The 23185-nt window shown below is 61.8% G+C and carries 25 protein-coding genes; 4 read left to right on the top strand and 21 right to left on the bottom strand.

Translation table 11 applies throughout. The features are described from left to right. Positions 1-68: 68 nt before the first annotated feature. The 8 genes from AC22G6_RS05010 to AC22G6_RS04975 form a co-directional block, all read right to left on the bottom strand. Positions 69-2420, bottom strand: coding sequence for an ATPase, T2SS/T4P/T4SS family (locus AC22G6_RS05010; protein ID WP_487365865.1), 2352 nt, complete (start codon positions 2418-2420; stop codon positions 69-71). Between the two features lie 65 nt (positions 2421-2485). Continuing rightward, positions 2486-3253, bottom strand: coding sequence for an MBL fold metallo-hydrolase (locus AC22G6_RS05005; protein WP_487365864.1), 768 nt, complete (start codon positions 3251-3253; stop codon positions 2486-2488). Between the two features lie 125 nt (positions 3254-3378). Then, on the bottom strand, positions 3379-4122 hold the full coding sequence (locus AC22G6_RS05000) for an FHA domain-containing protein (RefSeq protein WP_487365863.1): 744 nt from the start codon (positions 4120-4122) through the stop codon (positions 3379-3381). A 59-nt stretch (positions 4123-4181) separates the two neighbouring features. Beyond that, complete coding sequence (locus AC22G6_RS04995) at positions 4182-4964, bottom strand: Stp1/IreP family PP2C-type Ser/Thr phosphatase (protein ID WP_487365862.1); 783 nt, start codon at positions 4962-4964, stop codon at positions 4182-4184. 162 nt (positions 4965-5126) lie between these two features. Beyond that, the gene (gene ltrA / locus AC22G6_RS04990) at positions 5127-6626 is read right to left on the bottom strand and encodes a group II intron reverse transcriptase/maturase (RefSeq protein WP_487365803.1); all 1500 of its coding nucleotides are present in this window, start codon (positions 6624-6626) and stop codon (positions 5127-5129) included. 370 nt (positions 6627-6996) lie between these two features. Then, a complete protein-coding gene (gene sucD, locus AC22G6_RS04985; protein WP_108949338.1) occupies positions 6997-7890 on the bottom strand; it encodes a succinate--CoA ligase subunit alpha in 894 nt (297 codons plus the stop codon). Positions 7891-7901: 11 nt separating this feature from the next. Then, a complete protein-coding gene (sucC, locus tag AC22G6_RS04980; RefSeq protein ID WP_108949339.1) occupies positions 7902-9062 on the bottom strand; it encodes an ADP-forming succinate--CoA ligase subunit beta in 1161 nt (386 codons plus the stop codon). 235 nt (positions 9063-9297) lie between these two features. Beyond that, positions 9298-9852, bottom strand: a complete 555-nt coding sequence (locus AC22G6_RS04975; RefSeq protein WP_487365930.1) for a DUF2889 domain-containing protein — start codon at positions 9850-9852, stop codon at positions 9298-9300. Positions 9853-10052: 200 nt separating this feature from the next. Here AC22G6_RS04975 and AC22G6_RS04970 point away from each other — a divergent pair, with 200 nt between their 5' ends. Continuing rightward, entirely contained in the window at positions 10053-11963 is a 1911-nt protein-coding gene (locus AC22G6_RS04970; RefSeq protein ID WP_487365861.1) for a type IV pilus assembly protein FimV, read from the top strand. Between the two features lie 6 nt (positions 11964-11969). On the opposite strand, the gene AC22G6_RS04965 is transcribed toward AC22G6_RS04970, so the two are convergent. Further along, positions 11970-12719, bottom strand: coding sequence for a Nif3-like dinuclear metal center hexameric protein (locus tag AC22G6_RS04965; protein WP_487365860.1), 750 nt, complete (start codon positions 12717-12719; stop codon positions 11970-11972). 74 nt (positions 12720-12793) lie between these two features. Here AC22G6_RS04965 and AC22G6_RS04960 point away from each other — a divergent pair, with 74 nt between their 5' ends. Then, a complete protein-coding gene (locus AC22G6_RS04960; RefSeq protein ID WP_487365859.1) occupies positions 12794-13951 on the top strand; it encodes a Do family serine endopeptidase in 1158 nt (385 codons plus the stop codon). Positions 13952-13965: 14 nt separating this feature from the next. Here the strand turns inward: AC22G6_RS04960 and tatC are convergent, their stop codons facing one another. From tatC to hisB, 10 genes are all read right to left on the bottom strand, one after another. Further along, positions 13966-14769, bottom strand: a complete 804-nt coding sequence (gene tatC / locus AC22G6_RS04955) for a twin-arginine translocase subunit TatC (protein ID WP_487365858.1) — start codon at positions 14767-14769, stop codon at positions 13966-13968. Beyond that, on the bottom strand, positions 14766-15230 hold the full coding sequence (tatB, locus tag AC22G6_RS04950) for a Sec-independent protein translocase protein TatB (RefSeq protein ID WP_487365857.1): 465 nt from the start codon (positions 15228-15230) through the stop codon (positions 14766-14768). Before tatB ends, tatC begins: the two co-directional genes overlap by 4 nt. 65 nt (positions 15231-15295) lie before the next feature. Continuing rightward, positions 15296-15529 carry a Sec-independent protein translocase subunit TatA gene (gene tatA / locus AC22G6_RS04945; RefSeq protein ID WP_108949345.1) on the bottom strand — a complete coding sequence of 78 codons (234 nt, stop codon included), beginning with the start codon at positions 15527-15529 and terminating at the stop codon, positions 15296-15298. Between the two features lie 10 nt (positions 15530-15539). After that, entirely contained in the window at positions 15540-15887 is a 348-nt protein-coding gene (locus AC22G6_RS04940; protein WP_487365856.1) for a histidine triad nucleotide-binding protein, read from the bottom strand. Between the two features lie 10 nt (positions 15888-15897). Then, the gene (locus AC22G6_RS04935) at positions 15898-16221 is read right to left on the bottom strand and encodes a phosphoribosyl-ATP diphosphatase (RefSeq protein WP_108971224.1); all 324 of its coding nucleotides are present in this window, start codon (positions 16219-16221) and stop codon (positions 15898-15900) included. After that, positions 16218-16613, bottom strand: coding sequence for a phosphoribosyl-AMP cyclohydrolase (gene hisI, locus AC22G6_RS04930; RefSeq protein ID WP_487365855.1), 396 nt, complete (start codon positions 16611-16613; stop codon positions 16218-16220). The genes AC22G6_RS04935 and hisI overlap by 4 nt, the downstream gene beginning before the upstream one ends. After that, a complete protein-coding gene (hisF, locus tag AC22G6_RS04925; RefSeq protein ID WP_108949349.1) occupies positions 16610-17368 on the bottom strand; it encodes an imidazole glycerol phosphate synthase subunit HisF in 759 nt (252 codons plus the stop codon). Before hisF ends, hisI begins: the two co-directional genes overlap by 4 nt. Continuing rightward, a complete protein-coding gene (gene hisA, locus AC22G6_RS04920) occupies positions 17369-18118 on the bottom strand; it encodes a 1-(5-phosphoribosyl)-5-[(5-phosphoribosylamino)methylideneamino]imidazole-4-carboxamide isomerase (RefSeq protein ID WP_108949350.1) in 750 nt (249 codons plus the stop codon). Positions 18119-18160: 42 nt separating this feature from the next. Then, on the bottom strand, positions 18161-18799 hold the full coding sequence (gene hisH, locus AC22G6_RS04915; protein WP_487365854.1) for an imidazole glycerol phosphate synthase subunit HisH: 639 nt from the start codon (positions 18797-18799) through the stop codon (positions 18161-18163). Positions 18800-18846: 47 nt separating this feature from the next. Then, positions 18847-19434 carry an imidazoleglycerol-phosphate dehydratase HisB gene (hisB, locus tag AC22G6_RS04910; RefSeq protein ID WP_108976864.1) on the bottom strand — a complete coding sequence of 196 codons (588 nt, stop codon included), beginning with the start codon at positions 19432-19434 and terminating at the stop codon, positions 18847-18849. A gap of 96 nt (positions 19435-19530) precedes the next feature. Between hisB and hisC the strand changes: the two genes are divergently transcribed. Next, the gene (hisC, locus tag AC22G6_RS04905) at positions 19531-20604 is read left to right on the top strand and encodes a histidinol-phosphate transaminase (protein ID WP_487365853.1); all 1074 of its coding nucleotides are present in this window, start codon (positions 19531-19533) and stop codon (positions 20602-20604) included. A 72-nt stretch (positions 20605-20676) separates the two neighbouring features. Here the strand turns inward: hisC and hisD are convergent, their stop codons facing one another. Together hisD and hisG are read right to left on the bottom strand one after the other, a co-directional pair. Beyond that, positions 20677-21984: a histidinol dehydrogenase gene (gene hisD, locus AC22G6_RS04900; protein ID WP_487365852.1), complete on the bottom strand. Its 1308-nt coding sequence runs from the start codon at positions 21982-21984 to the stop codon at positions 20677-20679. An 8-nt stretch (positions 21985-21992) separates the two neighbouring features. Next, on the bottom strand, positions 21993-22637 hold the full coding sequence (gene hisG / locus AC22G6_RS04895; RefSeq protein WP_108949354.1) for an ATP phosphoribosyltransferase: 645 nt from the start codon (positions 22635-22637) through the stop codon (positions 21993-21995). 147 nt (positions 22638-22784) lie between these two features. Between hisG and rnk the strand changes: the two genes are divergently transcribed. After that, entirely contained in the window at positions 22785-23183 is a 399-nt protein-coding gene (rnk, locus tag AC22G6_RS04890; RefSeq protein ID WP_487365851.1) for a nucleoside diphosphate kinase regulator, read from the top strand. Positions 23184-23185: the final 2 nt, after the last annotated feature.

Raw genomic sequence — 23185 nt, 5'->3', positions numbered from 1 at the left:
AAACGGTTCGAAGCCCGGATTCTAACCGGCGCCGGCAGGATCGTGCCGGCGCCATTACTCGGAAACGGTCAGCGCACGCAGACCTTGCGCACCTGCTTGAGGTCGGTAATGCCCGCCAGGATCTTCTCGAGACCGTCCTGGCGCAGGGTACGCATCCCCTCGGACAAGGCCGCACCAAGCAACTCCGCAACGCGCGCACGCTCCTGAATCATCTGCTTGATCCGGTCCGAACCGAGCATCAGTTCGTGAAGCCCGAGCCGTCCCTTGTAGCCCTGGGTGCATTCGACACACCCTACCGGGCGGTACAGGGTGAACTTGCCTTTTTCATTCGCATAGGCGGTTCGCCAGTGCGCCAGGACCGCCTGTCGGGCCGCTTCCGGATCGGCAATGAATGCGGGCGTCGAGTGCATGTCGGCACAGTATTCGTCGAGCAGGAGCCCGATCTCGGTCTCGTCCGGTTCGTACGCTTCCTTGCAGTGCTTGCACAGGCGCTTGGTCAGCCGCTGCGCCAGCACGCCAAGCAGGGCGTCGGAGAAGTTGAACGGGTCCATGCCCATGTCGAGCAGGCGCACAACGGATTCCGGCGCGCTGTTGGTGTGCAGCGTGGAGAACACGAGGTGGCCCGTAAGCGACGCCTCGATACCCACAGAGACGGTTTCCTCGTCCCGCATCTCACCCACCATGATCACGTCCGGATCGGCACGCAGGAAGGCCCGCATCATGGTCGCAAAGTCGAGCCCGGCCTTGCGATTGACCTGAACCTGGCGCAGACCTTTCTGGGTGATTTCGACGGGATCCTCCGCAGTCCAGATCTTGGTCTCCGGAGTGTTGATATGGCCCAGGATGGAGTGCAGCGTGGTCGTCTTGCCCGATCCGGTCGGACCGCACACGAAGAAGATTCCGTAGGGCTTGGCCACCGCGCCCTTGAGCATTTCCAGGTTTGCGGGGGTCAGACCAAGTTCGTCGAGCGGAATCGGCTCGCTGTTGGCCAGCACCCGCATCACCACATCCTCGAGGCCGCCTGCGGTCGGAATGGTGGCCACGCGCAACTCGATGTCGAGCGGCGCGTACTTGCGGAACTTGATCTTGCCGTCCTGCGGCTTGCGACGCTCGGAGATGTCGAGATCGCACATGATCTTGATACGGGTAACGAGCGGATTCCGGTAGCTCGCCGGCACCTCGATATACGGCACCAGCGTTCCGTCCTTGCGGAAGCGGATCTGGGTCTTCTCCTTGCCCGGACGTGGCTCGACGTGAATATCGGAGGCGCCCTGCTTGTAGGCGTCGATGATGATCTTGTTGACCAGCTTGACCAGTTCGTTGTCGGCCGCCGCATTCACATCATCGGAAAAAATCCCGTCGTCACTTTCCTCGTCGAGATCGGACAGCAGGTCATCCACCGAACTCGCGTCCAGCGACGGCTCAAAGAACTGGTTGACCGTGCGCTCGAACTCGTCGCGGGTGGTCACCCTGAAGGCGAGCCGTTTCTTGGGAAACACATTGTGCGCAATTCGCGAAGTCCGGATCTGCTCCGGATCGACCGCCATGATCACGACACCTTCGGTGGTCTCCTCCAGCGGCAGCCAGTGGTTCTGCTGCACGTACTCGCGCTTCAGATTGCGCAAGAGATCGATCGGCTTGACCCTGTCAGCGTTGAACGGCTCGTACGGCACCCCGTAGAAGCGCGAAGCTGCAGCGCCGATGTCCGCATGGGACAGGTCAAGCGTTCCGATGAGCAGGGGCTCGACCGGCGCGCCGCTGTCGCGAGCATCACGGGTGACCTCGGCCAACTCTTCGGCAGTGATCAGACCGTCGGCGACCAGCGCATCGAAACGCGAGCGCAGTTGCGCCGGTGGCGCCGAGATATGGCGCGAGAACGCGACGCCCAGCGTCTGCGTCAGGCCGAGCAGACCTTCCTCCGCAATGGCCGAGAACGGCCCCTCCGAATTATGGTTGATCAACTGGATCACGCCCCGACGCGCGCCGCTTTCCGGATCGTTGATCGCGGCGGCCAGCATCTCTCGGGCACGAAAACCGGTGGTGTCATCGACTTCATGGCGAAACTGCAATTCGGGCGAGATGGCCTTCAGCGCCACCGTGTCATAGACGTCCGCAATATTGACGGTTTGCCCGGTCAGCGCGACAAATCCGGCAATGCTGTTCTCGGCAATCGGCAAACGAATGTTCTGTACCGAATGCAGCCCCGTCTTCACCTTGGTCGAAATGGACTCGCCCGATGCATCCACCGCATAGATCGAAAGTCGTGCCGCATCGAAAAGCTGGCAGATCTCTTTCGACAGTTCCAGGATGATTTCATCGATATCATGCGTGGCATGAACGCGGTTGGTGATTGCCTGCAAGCCCTTGAAAAAGGCGAGGCGACGGGCAACTTCGCTGGAAGCCGAAAGCTTTGTGCTCATCAGTGGACGTCTGCGTATGTGAGTTGGTGCGTCCCCATTCTACCGGCCTGCCGGAGAATCTGTGTTCAGAACTCGAGTATCTGACCCTGAACGAGTGGCTTAGGTTGCAGGCGCCCCCGCCCGGCCTCGATCTGCGCCATGATGCGCGCCCCCTGGCCGGGCTTCAGATGACTGATGAAGACCTCGGGTGAAACCGAAAGCTCCTCGAGCATGGCGACGAGCATGCTCGGACACAGATGTCTTGAGGCCATCGCCAGACCGCGCTGCTCGTCGGAAAACGCGGTCTCGATGATCATGTGCCGCAGCGCCGGGAGTGCGTTGATCGCCTCGATCAGCTCCGGACAATACGCCGTGTCGCCCGAATAGAGCAGCTGCGCGTCGCCGCTGTCCAGGGCATATGCGACCGCGGGCACCGTGTGATGCGCAGGCAGCGCGGTGATGGTGCGCGTTCCCAGACGCACCGACTCGCCCACCTTGAGCGGCTGAAAGCGCAGGAACGGTCGATGGCGGTCGGGAATCGAGGTGAAGTCTGGCCAGATCAGCCAGTTGAAGATATGCGAACGCAGGATACGCAAGGTTTCCGGGGTGGCATAGACCGTGATCGGATAACCGCGCTCCTCACCCACCGAATCCACCAGCAGGGGAATCGACGCAATGTGATCGAGATGCGAATGCGTGATGAAAATATGATCGATCTTGCGCAGCGCATCGAGCTCAAGATCGCCCACACCGGTCCCGCAATCGACCAGGACATCGTCGTCGACGAGAAAGGCGGTCGTCCGCGCAGTCTCGCCGCCAATTCCGCCACTGCAGCCAAGCACCTGAAGTTTCATCAAAAGTTCTTACCCGGACTCACGAGCATTGCACCGATTGGCCTCGCCACCCCCTGGATCATGCCAAACCTTAGCAGGCGACAACCGGGGGGCATATGGCAAAAATCACGGCATGCCCGCAGCCCTCAGGTCTTGAGAAAAAACTCCATCTTCACGCCAGCAATCTCGATGATGTCGTGATCGCCAAGTCGGTGGGCCTGGGCATCCAGCGTGCGGCCGTTGACCGTCGGAAAGCTCGCACCTTCTACATGAGTGATGAAATATCCATGCGGCCGCCGGGTGATGACCGCAACCTGACGCCCCGGCTTGCCAAGCGTGGTCAGCGACTTGCTTAGCTCAAGCTCACGGCCGGCGTTCGCACCACTCAGGACCTGAATGACCCCGAGGCGATCGAGCGGAGGCTCCGCAGGTGCGCCATGCTCCAGTGCGTCGGCTGGCAGCACCTGGGTCCGGATCGCACTGCCGTCACGCGCGCCCGGCGTAACCGGAACCGACTCCGCTGCGGACGCAGCAGACGTCATGTCGAATGGCTTCAGTGCAGCCGTGTCGACCATCTCGGAGGCAGAGAGGCCGGGCTGCGAGGTGTCGGTCAGAAACTTGAGACGATATTTTCCGAGCTCAACCACGTCGTTGTTCTGCAGAACATGCTTCTTGATCGGCTGCCCATTCACGTAGGTGCCGTTGGTACTGTTCTGGTCCTCGAGGAAGGCATCGTCGAGGATGCAGGTGATCACCGCATGGTGCCCACTGATCGCAAGGTTATCAATCTGAATGTCATTGTTTTGCTTGCGCCCGATGGAGGTTCGCTCCTTGTCGAGCACGATTTCCTTGAGCACCAGCCCATCCATGCTAAGAATCAACTTCGGCATTGCCTGCACCCATCTATCGGTTGGCGCGCCCAGCGCGCAGAATCCTCACAATCATGCCGTCAGCCGGCAAAGCGCGCAATGATGACGGACACATTGTCGCGCCCGCCATGGGCAAGCGCGGCGTCAACCAGCCCCTGAGCCACCTCATCAACTGAACCTGTCGCACCGAGCAGACGCGCAATTTCACGCGCATCGAGCATGTCGGTCAAGCCGTCCGAACACAGCAGAATGCGGTCCTTGTCCGCAAGCGCATGCATGCCAACGTCGACGACCACCGTCGGCGCCACGCCAAGGCCTCGCGTCAGCAAGCCCCGATTCGGCATCTGCATGGCCTCGTGCCGAGCAATCAGGCCCGCATCGACCTGCGCCTGCAGAACCGTGTGATCGCTCGTCAGCTGTTCGAGCTCGCCATGTCGAAGGCGATACAGGCGGGAGTCCCCCACGTGCGCACACACCAGCGCGTCCCCGGCCACGCATGCCGCCACCATCGTTGCCCCCATCCCGCTCAGATCTGCGTTGGCCGCACCCGCCTGACGAATCGCCTCGTTGGCTGCGTTCAGCCCCTCGCACAACACGTCGGCCAGGGCGTTCGCCTCAAGATGGGCGCCATCCGCACTGCGCTGCAGATACTCAAGGACGGTACGAACCGAAAGCGCCGAAGCCACATCGCCGCCCTGATACCCCCCCATGCCATCCGCCAGCAGGAGCCAGCCATTGTTGGCGTCAATACAGATGGCATCCTCATTCCTGCGCCGAACATGCCCGACATGCGACAAGCCCGCATACTCGAAACCGGATGTGTTCGCTGTCACGGGGGAAAGCCGCACTTCGGGCTCAGACATCGTCGCTGGACTCCTTCAGATCGTTGGGGGCACCCCATGAACGGCAATTCATACCGCCATTCTAGACTGTCCAGTCACCCGGCCGGCAGCGATCGAGTAGGGGACGGGGTCGCCCCCGTCGCCCTCTCACACCACCGTACATGCGGTTCCGCATACGGCGGTTCATGAAAAACACTGGAGTCGTCGCGTCGTGTCGAGCAGCGACACCAGCCCCAAACGATCAAAGAAGGACTTCGGGAAGGCCGCATTCATGTGGCTGGCGCCACTGTTCCACCACGGCCCGCGCTGATTGAACGCTGAGCGAAACGCCCGCTCCTCCTTCAGTCCTGCCCTCACCAGGCTCTTGGCACGCGTATAGGGCCGCTTCCACTGCCGCCACAGGATGCAGCGCAGCTTACGCCGGAGCCAACCGTCGATCTCTTCCAGCACCCGCTTGGTCTCGGTCAGCTTGAAATACGCTGCCCAACCCCGTAGCACCGGATTCAATTCTTCGATCGTGGCGCGCACGCTGCGACCCCTCGCGCCTTTGAGCACATCGCGAATCTTGTCCTCCAGCCGTTTCAGGCTGACTGGCGCAATCCGCAGCTTCGGGGTCTTGTGCCATGTCAGGCTATAGCCCAGAAACTTCCTCTCCCACGGTCGTGCGACCGCGCTCTTGGCCTCATTGACCGTGAGCTTGAGCCGCTCGGATAGAAACTGGCTGATACCCGCCAGAACACGCTCGCCTGCCGCATGGCTTCGGACGTAAATGTTGCAGTCGTCTGCGTAACGGCAGAACGCGTGGCCCCGACGCGCCAGCTCCCGGTCCAATTCCGTCAGCACAATGTTCGACAGCAGCGGACTCAATGGGCCGCCTTGCGGCGTACCCTGCGTCCTCGGGCTGACCACCCCCTCTGCCATCATCCCTGCCTCCAGATACCGTCGAATCAGCTTCAGTACCCGCCCATCCTCGATCTTCTTCGCCAACTTTGCCATCAGGATGTCGTGATTGACCCGGTCAAAGAACTTCTCCAGATCCATATCCACCACGACTCGTCTGCCTTGGGCGACGTATTGCTGTGCCGCCTTGACCGCCTGATGGGCAGACCTCCCCGGTCGGAAGCCGTAGCTCGACTCGGAGAACTCCGCCTCGAAGATCGGTGAGAGCACCTGATGCAACGCTTGCTGGATCAAGCGATCCGTCAGCGTCGGAATGCCCAGCATCCTCATCCCACCTTGCGGTTTCGGAATATCCACTCGGCGCACTGCTTGCGGAACGTACATCCCCGCCAGCAGCTTGGCCTTGATCGTCGGCCAGTGTTGCTGCAAGTGAGCCTTGAATTCGGACACCCCGATGCCATCGACACCGGCCGCACCCTTGTTCCTGACCACCCGCTCATACGCAAGCCACAGGTTGCCGCGCTCACACACGACTTCCATCAGCCCGCTTTCACACGCCCACTCCGCTTTCGTCCGCTCAACACCCGCCGATTCAACCTCGACACGCAGCCCAGCACCCTCCAGATACCGTCCAGACTCCTCTGCCCGCGCCCCATCTGCCCGATGGGCTTCTGTCTTCGTCAGTTTCATCGAGAAACGTTCGCCTACTCGCGTTCTTCCATGTTCGGCCCTTCGCCCCAAACCGGCGGCTACTATGGCCTCGGCTGACTTCCTCACGCGCATCCCGACGCCTCACGACGTCAGTAGCACCATGGCACCCGTGAGGATCTCCCCGGGTATGACGCACATACCTTCACGCTTATGCCTGTCGGATCTACGCCACAGCGTTCCGTGCAAGTTTCGGGCTTTGACGATATTGGCCGCCTCACCCCACTGCAGCGCCTCGTATCCGCTTCCTGTTCGTCAGGCCAGCGCTTTGCCTTCGGCTTCCTCCAGATTCGCAGTTGCCCGCGACACCCTTGCCGTTCAGCTAACTCTTCCCCTTGCCGGGTGAGTAGAGGACTTACACCTCCTAGTAAGTGCGCCCTGCCGGGCGCACCAAAAAAAAGCGCCGGACTCGCCGGCGCCTTTTTCAGTCATCGTCTGCAGACGATCAGAGCATTGCCTTGAGCAGCTTGGCCATCTCGGACGGGTCGCGCGTGACCTTGAAGCCACACTCTTCCATGATCGCGAGCTTGGCATCGGCCGTGTCGGCGCCGCCGGAGATCAGCGCACCGGCGTGACCCATGCGCTTGCCTGCCGGCGCCGTGACGCCAGCGATGAAGCCAACGATCGGCTTCTTCATGTTGGCCTTGCACCATTCGGCAGCTTCAGCTTCGTCCGGACCGCCGATCTCGCCGATCATGATGACCGCATCGGTATCAGGATCGTCGTTGAACATGCGCATCACGTCGATGTGCTTCAGACCGTTGATCGGATCACCACCGATACCGACAGCGGAAGACTGACCCAGACCGATCTCGGTCAGCTGGGCAACAGCTTCATAGGTCAGCGTACCGGAGCGGGATACCACGCCGATACGACCCTTGCGGTGGATGTGACCCGGCATGATGCCGATCTTGATTTCGTCAGGCGTAATCAGACCCGGGCAGTTGGGGCCCAGCAGCAGGGTTTCCTTGCCGCCGGCAGCAACCTTGGCCTTCATCTTGTTGCGCACTTCCAGCATGTCGCGAACGGGGATGCCTTCGGTGATGCAGATTGCCAGATCGAGGTCGGCTTCAACAGCTTCCCAGATCGCGGCAGCAGCACCTGCGGGCGGCACGTAGATCACCGACACGGTAGCGCCGGTTTCAGCAGCAGCGTCCTTCACCGAACCGAAAATGGGGATGTCGAAAATGGACTCGCCCGCTTTCTTCGGGTTTACGCCGGCAACGAAGCAGTTCTTGCCGTTGGCGTATTCCTGGCACTTCTCGGTGTGGAACTGGCCCGTCTTCCCGGTGATGCCCTGGGTGATGACCTTGGTGTCTTTGTTGATCAGGATGGACATTCAGACTCTCCTTACTTGACCGCGGCCACGATCTTGGTGGCAGCATCCGCCATCGTGTCGGCGGTGATGATCGGCAGACCCGACTCGGCGAGGATCTTCTTGCCGAGGTCTTCGTTGGTGCCCTTCATGCGCACCACGAGCGGGACGGAGAGATTCACTTCCTTGGCTGCAGTCACCACGCCGGTGGCAATGGTGTCGCACTTCATGATGCCGCCGAAGATGTTGACCAGGATGCCCTTGACCTTGGGGTTCTTGAGCATGATCTTGAACGCTTCGGTCACCTTCTCGGCCGTGGCACCGCCACCGACGTCGAGGAAGTTGGCCGGCTCTGCGCCGAACAGCTTGATCGTGTCCATGGTGGCCATCGCCAGACCGGCGCCGTTCACCAGGCAGCCGATGTTGCCATCGAGGCTGATGTAGGCCAGATCGAACTTGGAGGCTTCGATTTCGTCAGCATCTTCTTCGTCGAGGTCGCGGTAGGCCACGATTTCCGGATGACGATAGAGCGCGTTGGAGTCGAAGTTGAACTTGGCGTCGAGCGCCTTCACGGTACCGTTGCTCTCATGGATCAGCGGGTTGATCTCCGCCAGCGACGCATCGGTTTCCATGTAGCAGGTGTAGAGCTTCTTCAGCGCATCGACCGCATTGGCGATCGAGCCTTCCGGCATGCCGATACCCTTGGCAAGCTCGGTGGCTTGCGCGTCGGTCAGACCGACTGCGGGATCAACGAATACCTTGAGAATCTTCTCGGGCGTGCTGTGAGCGACTTCCTCGATGTCCATGCCGCCTTCAGACGAAGCCATCATGGCAACGCGCTGGGAAGCACGATCGGTCAGTGCAGCGACATAGTATTCGTGCTGAATGTCAGCGCCTTCCTCGATCAGGAGGTTGCGCACCTTCTGACCTTCCGGCCCGGTCTGATGAGTGATCAACTGCATGCCGAGGATATCGGTCGCATATTGACGCACCTCATCGAGCGACTTGGCGAGCTTCACGCCACCGCCCTTGCCGCGGCCGCCGGCGTGAATCTGGGCCTTCACCACCCAGACCTTGCCACCGAGCGTTTCCGCTGCCTTGACCGCGTCGTCGACGCTGGTGCAATGAATACCGCGCGGCGTCACAACGCCGAACTTTCTTAGAACTTCTTTTGCCTGATACTCATGAATCTTCATGATTGCCCTTCGATCGAAGTCGTGGCGTATGGGTCGCCGCGAGCAGGTTGATGGGACGCTTCGGAGCTTCGCTCCGCGACGAACGCCGTCTCCCTCGACCGACGCCCACCGCTCTAAGCCAGACCGACTGCGCCTGACCTGTCTATTGGCTCGCCCGCTGCAATGCGTGGTAACCGCAAGAACGCCAAATTATAACCGTTTTTCCGCAACGCACAGGCGCGCGTATGCCTGCCCGCTATGCAGCGGGGTCTCCGCGACGGTACCACTTGGGATAATAGCGCTGCACTGCCGCAGACGACGTTTCAAGCGCGTGGCAGCGATCGAGCTGGAAGGGCTTCTCTTTCGTCTCTTCGTTGTCGCGCCGGAAGGTCGCAAAGGTCTGAATTGCAGCCGTCGGCAGGGACAGCAGCAACTCGGTGATATGCGTACAGCCACTGACGTCGGGAAACATCTCCCCCACGGTTCGTCTGAAGCCCCGCACAAGATTGAGCCCGACCAGCCTTTCATATACCGGACCAATGGTGTCGCAATAGCCGGGATAAGGCACGCCATCCGAGCACGCCGCGGCGGCGATGATATTGAAGCCCTCGTCGAAGGTCACCCGGACCCGCATCAGATGCACGGGGATGCCCGCAGGCCGAACCCCGGAAGCAATCGGGTAATCGAGATCCTTGATGTCGGTCAGACTGGCATCGAGTTCGAGCATTCCGTCTTCGCGGAGAAAGCCTTCGACTTCGATACGTCTGGTGTGTGCGCGCTGACGCGCGACGGCAGGCGTTGGGAGCGGCATGATTACGTACGGCATCGTATGGATCCTGCAGTTTAACCCAAAGGCCAAGGCATCCGTGACGCCCACCCCTCCGCCGTTTCAGCCAAAACAGCGCGACCAGCGAATTAATTCCGCACAATCGGACAACTTCGCTGGAATACCGCTCGATTGTCTGATAAAAACAGCGACATGATTTTACGCAACCGCCGGGCAAGCGGAAAATGACAATAAGACGGACTCCGATCGCGACCCTTATCGCCAGCCTTACCCTGGCAGCATCTCCCATCGCTCAATCGGCGGTACTGGGCGACGTCGTTTCGCTGTCAGCAATTGGTGCGCCCCTGCGGGTCGAAATCGGGCTCCGCGACGGCCGCCCGGGCGATGCCGGCGCCTGCCTCAGAATCGTGTCCGCGCAGGAAGCAGGCAATGGCCTGCCCTCGATCAGGCGCGCCCGGATCAGCGCCGTGGGCAGCGGTCGCGCAGCCCGGATCGTGCTCTCTTCGCCGGACACCATGGACGAGCCCGTTGCACAGCTGACAATCGAGAACGTCTGCGAGATACGGCTGCGGCGCACCTACACGCTGCTCTTCCCGTTTGCCGGCACTCCGGTTGCAGCGCCGCACGCAAGCGCAGCCGCCACGCAGCCCCGTACATCGGGCAGGGCGGCAGCAACGGCTCAGCCTCCCTCCGGGGGCAGCGAATGGATCAGCGCCCCGGGTGAATCACTGACCGGAATTGCACAGACGCTCTACCCCAGAAACAGCGCCGCACAACGCCGTTTCGTGCGCGATGCGGCGAAAGCCAACCCCGCGCTCTTTCCTGACCTGGCCTCGCGCAGCCGGCAATTGGTGCCCGGCACGCAATTTGTCGTGCCGAGCCTTGCAGCCATCTCGCGCAACAGCCCGCCGCCTCCGCAGCGCGCTGCCAGCGCAACGCCCCGCGCCGACCGCCCGGTCTCGACCGAGGCCCGCAGCGAACCTGCACCTGGCCCGGTAAGCGGCGACCGCCTCATCGTTGCGCCCGAGGAAGCAGACAACCGGTCTGCGCCAGCCCCCACCGCAGCCCTCGGAAATCGCAGCGGGGAGATGTCCGGCCTCGAACGCAGGGAGCAGGAAATCGCCTCGGCGATCGACCGCAGCATCGTCACCCAGATGGAGCTTCTGGCCCGCATCAAGGAGCTCGAGCAGATCCAGACCCGACTGATGGAGCAGGCCGGCCGCATTGGCGTTGCACCACCACCTGTCGTGGCGCCCCCTCCGGCGCCCCCGCGCATTGAACCGGCGCCTCAGGAACCCGCGCCGGCTTCCGACGACTGGATGCGAAACGCGGCACTCGCACTCGGCGGCCTCGGCATTGCGGCACTCCTGTTCCTGCGCTCACGTCGCAAGACAGAGGAGGCGCCTGCGGCAGAACCCCGCATCGCACCGGCGCCGACACCGCAGACCCCGCCACGACCGACAGCAGATGCAGAAGCACCGGCCTCCACCAGCACGACAGATGAGTTCGATGCACCGCTGACACAGATTCCCGCACCGGCCGGCGTACTGCCACTGGAGTGGGACCATGAGCCTTCCGGATTCGGCTCCACCGAACTGGCTCCGCTTGCGGAAGAAGAGGAAGTCGAAGAGCACGACTCTGCGATCGAGCTGGCAGAGATCATGATGAGCTTTGGCCGCGTTCACGGCGCTGCCGAAACACTGGCTGACTTCATCCGCAGCAACCCGAAACAGGCCGTCACACCATGGCTGAAGCTGCTTGAAGTCTATCGCGCGGCCGACCTGCGGGCCGAGTTCGACGGCCTTGCCCGCCAGCTGAACAAGACCTTCAACGTCAAGACTGTCACCTGGGACAATTTCGACGAAGCCCGCCGCGCTCCGGACACGCTCGAAAAGATGCCGCACCTGGTCAATTCGCTGCAGCAACTCTGGGGCACGCGCGAGTGTCAGGCGTATCTGAGAAGACTGCTGCGCGACAACCGCGACGGCACCCGACAGGGCTTCCCCCTGAACGTCATCGACGACATTCTGTGCCTCAGCGCCATCCTCGAGCAGCAACTCGGCCCCTACCGCCCCACCCACGACGAGCTCGAGGACAACGGGCCGCAGACCGAGCGCCCGCCCGAGAACAGCTGACCGGACTCAGACCGGATTGGGCAGATCGAGAAACGTTGCCTGCAATCCCAGGCTGTCAGACAGGTAGATGGCCATCGACATCGGACCGTAGCGCTCCGTCGCGTGATGGCCGGCGGCGATATAAGGCACACCGGATTCGCGGGCAACATGCGTGGTCGGCTCCGAGATTTCCCCCGACACATAGAGGTCGGCGCCAGCCTGAACAGCCTGTTCGAAGTAGCCCTGCGCACCACCGGTACACCACGCAATCCGTTTCACCTTGCGCTCACCGTCACCCACCAGCAAGGGCTCACGCCCTAGCCTGACGGAAATCGCAGCCGCCACGTCGGACGCTGACATACCCTCGGTTTCCGGCCTGCCGATCCAGCCCAGGTCCTGTTCCGCAAAGCGCCCCTCGCCCACCCAGCCCATGATTGCAGCCAGTTGAGCGTTGTTACCCAGTTGCGGATGCACATCGAGCGGCAGGTGGTAAGCAAGCAGACTGATGTCGTTCTTCAGCAGCGTGGACAGGCGTCGCTTGCGCATGCCGGTGATACGCCCATCCTCGCCACGCCAGAAGTAGCCATGATGAACCAGCACGGCATCATAGTCGCCCGCGACCGCCGCATCGAGCAGCGCCTGGCTCGCCGTGACGCCGCACAGCACACGGTTCACCTCCTCGCGTCCTTCCACTTGCAGCCCGTTTGGGCAATAATCGCGCAGCCGCGCGACCTCGAGCAATTCATCCAGATGGTTTTGCAAAGCGCTGAGCTGCATGCCGTATCCACTCATTTTCACGTTCAACAGGGCGACCCTTCCGGCCGGAAATCGCCTCGAAATCGAGCAACATTATGCGCCGCCTGTGGCTGATCTTTGCGCAGGCCGTGACTGCAAGCGTCGCGGTTCTGTTCGTCCTCAACACCCTCAAGCCGGAGTGGCTGCGCAACACAGCTCCGGATGCAGTGGTGGCCATTCTCGAAGCACCGGCGAGCGAACCCGGTGCGCGTGCTGCTGCGGGCTCGTATGCCGAGGCCGCACAGCGCTCGATGCCTGCCGTCGTTCACATCTACACGACCAAGGCTGCGCGCGCATCGCGCCACCCCTTGCTGAACGACCCGGTGTTCCGCCACTTCTTCGGCGACCGTCCCGACGAAGGAAGGCAGCAAAGCTCCGGGCTGGGCTCCGGCGTCATCGTCAGCCCGGACGGTTTCATCCTGACGAACAACCACGTCATCGACGCCGCAGACGAGATCGAAGTGGCCCTCAATGACGGGCGCCAGTACTCCGCAAGCGTGATCGGCAGAGACCCCGAAACCGACCTCGCCGTTCTTCGCATCACGGCCGACGCCCCCCTGCCCGCAATCACCCTCGCCCGCGGCGACATGCTTCACGTTGGCGATGTCGTGCTTGCCATCGGCAATCCTTTCGGTGTCGGCCAGACCGTCACCATGGGCATCATCTCGGCACTTGGCCGCAGCCACCTTGGCATCAACACCTTCGAAAACTACATTCAGACCGACGCTGCCATCAATCCCGGCAACTCGGGTGGTGCGCTGGTCGACAGCACGGGCAACCTGGTGGGCATCAACACTGCCATCTACTCCCGGTCTGGCGGATCGCTGGGCATCGGCTTCGCAATCCCCATCTCGATCGCGCGCAACGTCCTTGAACAGATCGTTGCCACCGGCGAGGTTACCCGCGGCTGGGTGGGCGTGGAGATTCGGGAGATCACTCCCGAGCTTGCGAGTTCGTTCGGACTGCAGGGCACGGAAGGCGCCCTGATCGCCGGCGTGCTCAGAGGCAGCCCTGCAGAACAGGGCGGTGTGCGTCCGGGCGACGTTCTCGTCGCCGTAGATGGGAAGACCGTTCAGGACCCGAAAGCCATGCTTGAACTCGTTGCGGCCCTGCCACCGGGCAAGACTGCTTCGTTCCGGGTGCGCCGCTCGGGCAAGGATGTAGATCTGACTGTCGCCGTCGCGCGCCGCCCCATCCCGCAGGCTGCACGCTAGACGGTCAGCGTGTCTTACTTGCCCTCGCGCTCGGCGTCCTCGATGCGGTCGAGCTCACGGTCCATTTCGACCGCCGTTGGCGCAACGTAATCGGGTTCGGCCGCGGGCTTGGAGATCATGTTCGCGAGCATGATGCCCAACTCGTAGAGCAGACACATCGGGACGGCAAGCATGAACTGCGAAATCACGTCGGGCGGCGTAATGATTGCCGCAATGACGAAAGCCCCGACAACCACGTAAGGCCGAACTTCCCGCAGTTTGGCAACTGTCACCACGCCCGCCTTGACCAGCAGGATCACCGCGACCGGCACCTCGAAGGTCAAGCCGAAGGCAATGAACATCGACATGACGAAGGAAAGATACTGTTCGATGTCTGGCGCCGGGACGATGCTCTTTGGCGCAAACTCGGCAATGAAGCGGAACACCGTTCCAAATACGAAGAAGTAGCAGAACGCCATCCCGATCAGAAACAGCAGCGTGCTGCCGGCAACCAGCGGGATCGCGAGCTTGCGCTCATGTGCATACAGCCCTGGCGCCACGAAAGCCCAGGCCTGGTAAAGCACCACGGGCAGCGCCAGCACGAAAGCCACCATCATCGTGACCTTGACCGGCACGAAGAACGGCGTCACCACCCCGGTCGCAATCATGTGCGTACCTTCGGGCAGCGTATCCATCATCGGCTTGGCCAGTACGTCGTAGATCTCGCCCGCCCAAGGCATCAGGCAAATGAACACGATGACCAGCGCAACCATCGCCCGCAGCAACCGGTCGCGCAACTCGACCAGATGCGCAATGAAAGTTTCCTGCATTTCGCTCATGCCTTGTCCACCGGTAAGGGCTGACGAACCGCGGGATCGAGCCCCAGCTCGAGTTGCGAAGTCGACTCTGCCGAGCCATCTGCCACGGCGGCCTGCTCACCTGGCGCCGCCTGCTGCTGCGCGCCTGTCGTCGCAGCACCATCGCTGGCCGGCTCTGCTCCCGGCAGCGCGGCCTTCACCTCATCCACCGTCTTGCCCAGCCCGGATTCGAGACTGCTGACCTGCTCACGCACCGAAGTTTCCATTTCGTGCGCCTGCTCCTTGACCTGCTCCTGCAGCTTCTTCAGCTCTTCGAGCTGCATTTCACGCTGGATGTCCGACTTCACGTCGGAGACGTAGCGCTGCAGCCTGCCAAGCAGGTGGCCTGCAGTTCTTGCCACTTTGGGCAAACGCTCGGGCCCCACCACGATCAGCATCACAACGCCGATGACAACGAGTTCCGAAAAACCGAAATCGAACATTTTTCCTGGCCCAACGCGAAAAGAAGGGGCGCTCGTGCGCCCCTGCGTCGCGGGTTAAATGCGTTTCAGGAGGAGGACTTCTCGACCTTCTCGCGCGCCTCGCCCTCGATCGTCTGACCGGTGGCGATCTTCTGCTTGTCAGACGCGTCAGCCGAAGCGTCCGCCTCCTTCATGCCTTCCTTGAAACCTTTTACCGCACCGCCCAGATCCTGACCGACGTTACGCAGTTTCTTGGTGCCAAAAACGAGCATGACGATGACCAGAACGATCAGCCAGTGCCAGATACTGAATGAACCCATACCGCTCTCCTTAGTGCTTCAACATGGGCGGTAGCGGCTGCGGCCCGCCCACAATATGAACGTGAAGATGATACACCTCCTGCAAGCCCACCCGCCCGGTGTTCACAATGGTTCTGAACCCGTCCGTGCAGCCTTGTTCCCGAGCGATGCGCGATGCGACCACCATCAGGCGCCCCATCACGGCCTCGTGACCGAGCTCAAGATCGGCCATTGATGCAATATGAAGCTTTGGAATCAAGAGGATATGAACTGGCGCGGCGGGTTGAATGTCATGAAACGCCAGCACCAGATCGTCTTCAAATACTTTGCGCGCGGGGATCTCCCCACGCACAATCCTGCAAAACAGACAGTCAGTCATGAGGCGCGGCTCAGGCAGTACGAGACTTCTTCTCGTCGATGCCAGACACCCCCTCCCGACGCCGGAACTCGGCAAGAACATCATCCACCGACAGACCGAAGTGTGTCAGCAGCACCAGCGAGTGGAACCAGAGGTCAGTCACTTCCCACACCACGTGGAGCATGTCCTTGTCCTTGGCGGCCATGATGGTCTCAGCCGCCTCCTCGGCCACCTTCTTGCAGATGGCGTCGGTACCCTTGGCATACAGACTGGACACGTAGGACGAATCGGGATCAGCCTTCTTGCGCTCGGCCAGTGTGGCCGCCACGCGATGGAGCACTTCGATGTCGATCATTGGTAGATATCCTTCGGGTCTTTGAGAACCGGTTCGACGGCCTCCCAGCGGCCATCGGCGAAAAACTTCTGGAAGAAGCAACTGTGGCGACCAGTGTGGCAGGCAATGCCGCTCACCTGTTCGATCTTCAGCAGCACGACGTCGTTGTCACAATCGATGCGAATTTCGACCACCTTCTGCACATGGCCCGACTCCTCGCCCTTGTGCCACAGCTTGCGCCGCGAACGTGACCAATAGACTGCCTCTCCGGTCTCGGCTGTGCGCTGCAGCGCGTCACGGTTCATCCACGCAAACATGAGCACATCGCCACTGGACGCTTCCTGAGCGATGACCGGCACCAGCCCGTTCTCGTCCCACTTCACGTCGTTGAGCCAGCGGTTGTTATTGCTCACAGCCGTACCTCGATCCCATGTGAACGCATCAACTCCTTGGCTTCGCGCACCGTGTGCTGGCCAAAATGAAAGATGCTGGCAGCCAGTACCGCGTCGGCTCGACCGGTGGACACGCCCTCTGACAGATGCTCGAGCGTTCCGACACCACCGCTCGCAATCACCGGAATGCGCACCGCGTCGGATACCGCCCGGGTCAGGCCGAGGTCGAAGCCCGCCTTGGTGCCGTCGCGATCCATGCTGGTCAGCAGAATCTCGCCGGCGCCAAGCGCCTCGACACGTTGCGCCCACTCGATTGCGTCAAGCCCGGTGTTGTTGCGGCCACCATGCGTGAACACCTGCCACTTTCCCGGTGCCGTCTGCTTGGCATCGATGGCAACGACGATGCACTGACTGCCAACCTTGCTGCTGGCGTCATGCACCACCTGAGGATTGTTCACCGCGGCGGTATTGATACTGACCTTGTCGGCCCCCGCATTGAGCAGGCGCCGCACATCCTCGACCGTACGCACGCCGCCACCAACCGTCAGCGGGATGAAGACCTGATCCGCGACCTGTTCGACCACGTGCAGGATGATATCGCGGGCATCCGAGCTCGCCGTGATGTCGAGAAACGTGATCTCGTCCGCACCCTGCTCGTCGTAACGCTTGGCGATCTCGACCGGATCCCCCGCGTCACGCAGTTCGACGAAATTGACGCCCTTGACCACGCGGCCGGCACTGACGTCGAGACAGGGAATGATGCGTTTTGCGAGCATTCAGTCGGCCTGGCCGTTGAGTTCGTCCGCACGGGCCTGCCCGGCGGCAAAGTCGAGCGTACCTTCGTAGATGGCACGACCGGTAATCGCGCCCATCACGCCTTCCTCCTCGACGGCACACAGCGCATCGATGTCCGACAGCGCAGCCACACCACCGCTGGCAATCACGGGAATCCGCAGCGCTTGCGCCAGGCGCACGGTCGCCTCGATATTCACGCCCGACAGCATGCCGTCACGCCCGATGTCGGTGTAGATCACCGACTCGACACCGTAATCTTCGAACTTCTTTGCCAGGTCGATCACGTCGTGCCCGGTCAGCTTGGACCAGCCATCAACCGCCACCTTGCCGTCCTTGGCGTCGAGACCGACGATGATGTGGCCTGGGAAGGCACTGCAGGCGTCGTGCAGAAAGCCGGGATTCTTGACCGCAGCGGTACCGATGATGACGTAGCTGATGCCATTGTCGAGATACTGCTCGATGGTATCGAGATCGCGGATTCCGCCCCCGAGTTGCACCGGAATGTCGTCACCCACCTCATTGGTGATGGCGCGAATGGCGCCGCCATTTTTGGGTTTGCCGGCAAAGGCACCGTTCAGGTCGACAAGGTGCAGGCGACGTGCGCCCTGTTCGATCCAGTGCCGCGCCATGGCAGCGGGGTCTTCAGAGAATACGGTGGCATCGTCCATTTCGCCTTGTTTAAGGCGAACACAATGACCGTCCTTGAGATCGATGGCGGGAATGAGCAGCATACCGGAATAGAGACAGTGAATTGATGGGTGACGGGTCGCAGGTCAGGGCGCCCAGCGAATGAAATTCGACAGCAGGCGCAAACCGGCCTGAGCGCTTTTCTCGGGATGAAACTGAACCGCAAAGATATTAGCCCGAGCCACCGCACTGGTAAAGCGCCGTCCGTACAGGGTTTCCGCAGCAGACACGGCGGGATCCGACGGTGACACATAGTAACTATGGACGAAATAGAAGCGCTCACCGTCGGGAATGCCCTCCCACAGGGCATGCTCCCCGACTTGCCAGACTTCGTTCCAGCCCATGTGCGGCACCTTCAGCCGGGCGCCATCCGCCCCGAGCATGTCCGCATCGCGAAAACGCACGACCTCGCCCTCGAACACGCCAAGCCCAGGCACGTCGCCCTCTTCGCTGTGTTCGAACAGCATCTGCTGCCCAATGCAGATCCCGAGAAAGGGCTTGGTCGCAGCGGCTGCGAGCACCGCCGGACGCAGGCCGCGCAGATCAAGCTCGCGCATGCAGTCCGGCATCGCCCCTTGGCCGGGGAAAACGACGCGGTCGGCCGCAGCCACGACTGCAGGATCGCAGGTCACGTGAATGCGGTGGCCCGGCGCCACATGCTCAACAGCCTTGGCAACGGAGCGCAGATTGCCCATGCCGTAATCAATGATGGCCACGGTGGTCATCGTTTCAATGCTCGCGTAAAGGGATGGAAAAGGAATGCGTCAGAAAATCAGAGCGCGCCCTTGGTTGAGGGGATGGTACCTGCAGCGCGTTCATCGCGCTCGGCAGCCATCCGCAAAGCGCGGGCGAAAGCCTTGAAAATGGTTTCGCACTGGTGATGTGCATTGTCACCACGCAGATTGTCGATATGCAGCGTCAGACCTGCGTGATTGACGAAGCCCTGGAAGAACTCGCGAACGAGATCGACGTCGAAATTGCCGATCCGCGCCCGGGTGTAGGTCACGAAATAGTGCAGGCCGGGGCGACCAGAGAAATCAACGACGACCCGTGACATTGCTTCGTCAAGCGGCACGTAGGCATGTCCGTAGCGACGCACGCCTTTCTTGTCGCCAAGCGCCTTGGCAAAGGCCTGGCCGATCGTGATACCGACGTCTTCCACCGTATGGTGGTCGTCGATGTGGGTATCGCCCTGACAACGCACGTCCAGATCGATCAGCCCGTGGCGGACAATCTGGTCGAGCATGTGATCGAGAAAGGGAACCCCGGTTTCGAGTGTGCCCTTGCCCGTACCATCGAGATCGATGCGCACGGAAATCTTGGTTTCGAGGGTATCGCGAGTGACGTCGGCTTGCCGCATGGACATTAAGCTACTGCAGGTGGAGGCATGGAGAGCCATGATACCATCGCTCGACGAATTCCACCCGACCCCTCCTGCCCCGCGGAAAACCCACGCATGAGCCGTTTCTGGAGCGCCGTGACGCACGGCCTGACCCCCTATGTACCGGGCGAGCAGCCCAAGATTGAAAACCTGGTCAAGCTCAATACGAACGAGCATCCATATGGTCCCTCACCGAGGGTGCTGGAGGCGATTCGCGAGGCGACGTCAGACACCCTCCGGCTCTACCCCGACCCCAATGCCGACCCGCTGAAAGCCGCACTCGCGGCACGCTACGGCGTTCGCCCCGAGCAGGTCTTCGTCGGCAACGGCTCGGACGAAGTGCTTGCACATGCGTTCCAGGGTCTGCTCAAGCATGAGCTGCCGCTGTGGATGCCCGACATTTCCTACAGTTTCTACCCGGTCTATTGCGGGCTGTACGGCGTCGAGTCGCGGATCGTTCCGCTGACTGAAAGCCTGCAGATCGATCCGGCAGACTATCTTCCCGACGGTGAGCGCCGGGCAGGTGCGATCATTTTCCCGAACCCCAACGCGCCGACCGGCAGCGCGCTGCCGCTCAAGGCAATCGAGCGCGTCGTTGCAGGAAACCCGGACGCTGTCGTGCTGATCGACGAGGCTTATGTGGATTTCGGCGGTGAAAGTGCAATTGCGCTGGTAGACCGCTACCCCAACCTGCTGGTGTGCCAGACCTTCTCCAAGAGCCGCTCGCTGGCAGGCCTGCGGGTCGGCTTCGCGATCGGACATGCGGACCTGATTGCCGGACTTGAGCGGGTCAAGAACAGCTTCAACTCCTACCCGCTCGACCGCCTAGCGCTTGCCGGGGCCGAGGCCTCGGTTGAAGACGACGCCTACTTCCTTGAGAGCTGCCGCAAGGTGATTGCCACGCGCGAGGCGCTGGTCGTCAGGATGCAGGCACTCGGCTTCGAGGTACTGCCGTCAGCCGCCAACTTCATTTTCGCCCGCCATCCGCAGCGCGACGGCGCCGAACTGGCCGCGGCCTTGCGCCAGCGCGCCATCATCGTGCGCCATTTCAAGGCCCCGCGCATCGATCAGTTCCTGCGTATCACGGTCGGCACCGACGCACAGTGTGAAATGCTGGTCAGCGCGCTGGGAGAGATTCTCGCCGCCTGACATACCCCGAGGCCCCGGCGCGCTTCTCAAGCGCGCCGGGGCCTCGGGGTATGTCAGGCGAAAGCCGGAAAATCAAACCTTCAGCCGCATCTCCGCCGAGCGTGCGTGAGCCTGCAGCCCCTCACCATGCGCGAGAATCGACGCAACCTTGCCCAGATGCTGGGCTCCCGCCTCAGAGATGTGCACGATGCTGGTCCGCTTCTGGAAGTCATACACCCCCAGCGGTGACGAAAAGCGCGCGCTGCGCATGGTCGGCAACACGTGGTTGGGGCCGGCACAGTAATCGCCAAGCGCCTCGACCGCCCAGTGACCGACGAAGATCGCACCCGCATGGCGGATGTGATCAACCCACTGCTCGGCGTTGTCCATCGACAGCTCAAGGTGTTCCGGTGCGATGCGGTTGGCGATGGCACACGCCTGCTCGAGACTCTCGACATGAATCAGCGCACCGCGATTGGCCAGCGATTTTGCGATGGTCTCCTGTCGCGGCATCGTCGGCAACAGACGATCGATCGCATCGTGCACTGCGTCGATGAAGTCTGCGTCGGTGCACAACAGGATGGACTGGGCGAGCTCGTCGTGCTCGGCCTGGGCGAAGAGGTCCATGGCCACCCAGTCAGCATGGCCACTGCCATCAGAGATGATCAGCACCTCTGACGGCCCGGCCACCATGTCGATGCCCACCGTACCGAACACCCGCCGCTTGGCCTCGGCAACAAAGGCATTGCCCGGCCCGACAATCTTGTCCACCTGGGGAATGGTCTGCGTGCCATACGCCAGCGCAGCAACCGCCTGCGCACCGCCAATCGTGAACACCCGGTCCACGCCGGTAATCGCTGCGGCTGCCAGCACCAGCGGATTCTGCTCGCCGCCCGGCGTCGGCACGACCATGATCAGCTCGCCAACACCGGCCACCTTGGCCGGAATCGCATTCATCAGCACCGAACTGGGATACGAGGCCCGTCCGCCTGGCACATACAGGCCAACGCGATCGAGGGGCGTCACCTTCTGCCCGAGGCGGGTTCCATCGGCCTCGGTGTACTCCCAGGAATCGGCCTTCTGGCGCTCGTGGTAGACACGCACGCGGTCGGCGGCCACACGCAGCGCCTCGCGCTGCTCGACAGCCAGGCCATCGAGCGCCGCATGCAGCGCGGACTTCGGCAGTTCAAGCGCCGCCATCGAGGCCACATCGAGGCGATCGAATCGTTTCGTGTACTCGATGACTGCCGCATCACCGGTCGCGCGCACCGCGCGCAGAATTTCGGTGACGGCGGCATCGATGCGGTCGTCCGCGGATGCCTCGAACGCGAGCAGCGCATCAAGTACCGAGAGAAATTCCGGCTCGCGCGCGTCGAGACGGCGAATGGGTGTCTGGCTCATGGTAGGCCTCAGGGTTTGACCGCGCCTGCGAAGGCGTCGAGCATCGGCTGGATAAGTTCGCGCTTGAGCTTGAGCGAAGCCTGGTTGACGATCAGGCGCGAACTGATCGGCATGATGTCTTCGACTTCCTCGAGATTGTTGGCGCGCAGCGTGCCACCGGTGGAGACCAGGTCGACGATGGCATCGGCCAGACCGACCAGCGGCGCCAGTTCCATCGAGCCGTAGAGCTTGATCAGGTCAACATGCATTCCCTTGCCGGCGAAATGCGCCTTGGCGGCATTGATGTACTTGGTGGCGACGCGGATACGACCGCCAGGACGGATTGCCGCCTCGTAGTCGAAGCCTTTCTGCACCGCTACACACAGGCGGCAGCGTGCGATGTTGAGATCGAGCGGCTGATAGAGCCCTGCTCCGCCATGCTCGATCAGCACGTCCTTGCCCGCGATGCCAAGATCGGCCGCGCCGTACTGGACATAGGTCGGTGTATCGGTCGCACGCACGATGACCAGACGCACATCCGGACGATTTGTGCCGATGATGAGCTTGCGCGAGCTTTCGGGATTGTCGGTCGGGACGATGCCGGCTGCTGCCAGCAGCGGCAGGGTTTCCTCGAAGATACGGCCCTTGGACAGGGCGAGGGTGATGCTGGACACGGTTCTGACCTTGCTGAATCGGGCCCGTATTGTAACCCGCCAAGGCTTCTGTTAGCCTCACACCGAATGGCTGAACCGCGACAGCGGCTCGGCCATTTTCTTTGTCTGCTCGACCATTTTCCTTTTTGTCATCAGGAAACGATCATCATGAAACCCGAGATCATTCTCTCAACGCAGGACATGGACAGGCTCGAAGGCCTGCTGTCCGCCCCCGCCGCACGCAGCAGAAGCGATCTCGATCCGCTGCGGGCCGAACTCGATCGCGCCGATGTGCGCGAGACGGAAGACATGCCGGACGACGTCATCATGATGAACAGCCGCGCACGCTTCCTGGAAGAAAACACCGGCCGTGAATACGAGCTCACGCTCACCTACCCGCGCGACGCCAGCGCCGAAACCAGCCACGTGTCCATCTTTTCGCCTGCGGGCAGCGCGTTGATCGGCCTCGCGACCGGCCAGAGCATCGACTGGACAACACCCGACGGGAAGCCGATCCGGCTGAAGGTACTGGCCGTAAAACAGGCCGCAGCAACGGCGCAGCCGTAAGC

The sequence above is a fragment of the Parazoarcus sp. PS-13 R2A genome (assembly GCF_057621855.1).
Note: the sequence above shows the minus strand (reverse complement) of the source record. Positions and strands in the feature narration are given on the sequence as shown.

Coding starts and splice junctions, on each gene's coding strand:
- hisF (WP_108949349.1), bottom strand. CDS start 17,368: ATGCTCGCAAAACGCATCATTCCCTGTCTCGACGTCAGTGCCGGCCGC.
- AC22G6_RS04940 (WP_487365856.1), bottom strand. CDS start 15,887: ATGACTGACTGTCTGTTTTGCAGGATTGTGCGTGGGGAGATCCCCGCG.
- tatB (WP_487365857.1), bottom strand. CDS start 15,230: ATGTTCGATTTCGGTTTTTCGGAACTCGTTGTCATCGGCGTTGTGATG.
- ltrA (WP_487365803.1), bottom strand. CDS start 6,626: ATGCGCGTGAGGAAGTCAGCCGAGGCCATAGTAGCCGCCGGTTTGGGG.
- hisC (WP_487365853.1), top strand. CDS start 19,531: ATGAGCCGTTTCTGGAGCGCCGTGACGCACGGCCTGACCCCCTATGTA.
- AC22G6_RS04975 (WP_487365930.1), bottom strand. CDS start 9,852: ATGCCGCTCCCAACGCCTGCCGTCGCGCGTCAGCGCGCACACACCAGA.
- AC22G6_RS04995 (WP_487365862.1), bottom strand. CDS start 4,964: ATGTCTGAGCCCGAAGTGCGGCTTTCCCCCGTGACAGCGAACACATCC.
- hisB (WP_108976864.1), bottom strand. CDS start 19,434: ATGCGGCAAGCCGACGTCACTCGCGATACCCTCGAAACCAAGATTTCC.
- hisH (WP_487365854.1), bottom strand. CDS start 18,799: ATGACCACCGTGGCCATCATTGATTACGGCATGGGCAATCTGCGCTCC.
- AC22G6_RS04965 (WP_487365860.1), bottom strand. CDS start 12,719: ATGCAGCTCAGCGCTTTGCAAAACCATCTGGATGAATTGCTCGAGGTC.
- sucD (WP_108949338.1), bottom strand. CDS start 7,890: ATGTCCATCCTGATCAACAAAGACACCAAGGTCATCACCCAGGGCATC.
- sucC (WP_108949339.1), bottom strand. CDS start 9,062: ATGAAGATTCATGAGTATCAGGCAAAAGAAGTTCTAAGAAAGTTCGGC.
- AC22G6_RS05000 (WP_487365863.1), bottom strand. CDS start 4,122: ATGCCGAAGTTGATTCTTAGCATGGATGGGCTGGTGCTCAAGGAAATC.
- AC22G6_RS04970 (WP_487365861.1), top strand. CDS start 10,053: ATGACAATAAGACGGACTCCGATCGCGACCCTTATCGCCAGCCTTACC.
- hisA (WP_108949350.1), bottom strand. CDS start 18,118: ATGCTGCTCATTCCCGCCATCGATCTCAAGGACGGTCATTGTGTTCGC.
- AC22G6_RS04960 (WP_487365859.1), top strand. CDS start 12,794: ATGCGCCGCCTGTGGCTGATCTTTGCGCAGGCCGTGACTGCAAGCGTC.
- rnk (WP_487365851.1), top strand. CDS start 22,785: ATGAAACCCGAGATCATTCTCTCAACGCAGGACATGGACAGGCTCGAA.
- AC22G6_RS05010 (WP_487365865.1), bottom strand. CDS start 2,420: ATGAGCACAAAGCTTTCGGCTTCCAGCGAAGTTGCCCGTCGCCTCGCC.
- AC22G6_RS05005 (WP_487365864.1), bottom strand. CDS start 3,253: ATGAAACTTCAGGTGCTTGGCTGCAGTGGCGGAATTGGCGGCGAGACT.
- hisD (WP_487365852.1), bottom strand. CDS start 21,984: ATGAGCCAGACACCCATTCGCCGTCTCGACGCGCGCGAGCCGGAATTT.
- AC22G6_RS04935 (WP_108971224.1), bottom strand. CDS start 16,221: ATGATCGACATCGAAGTGCTCCATCGCGTGGCGGCCACACTGGCCGAG.
- tatA (WP_108949345.1), bottom strand. CDS start 15,529: ATGGGTTCATTCAGTATCTGGCACTGGCTGATCGTTCTGGTCATCGTC.
- tatC (WP_487365858.1), bottom strand. CDS start 14,769: ATGAGCGAAATGCAGGAAACTTTCATTGCGCATCTGGTCGAGTTGCGC.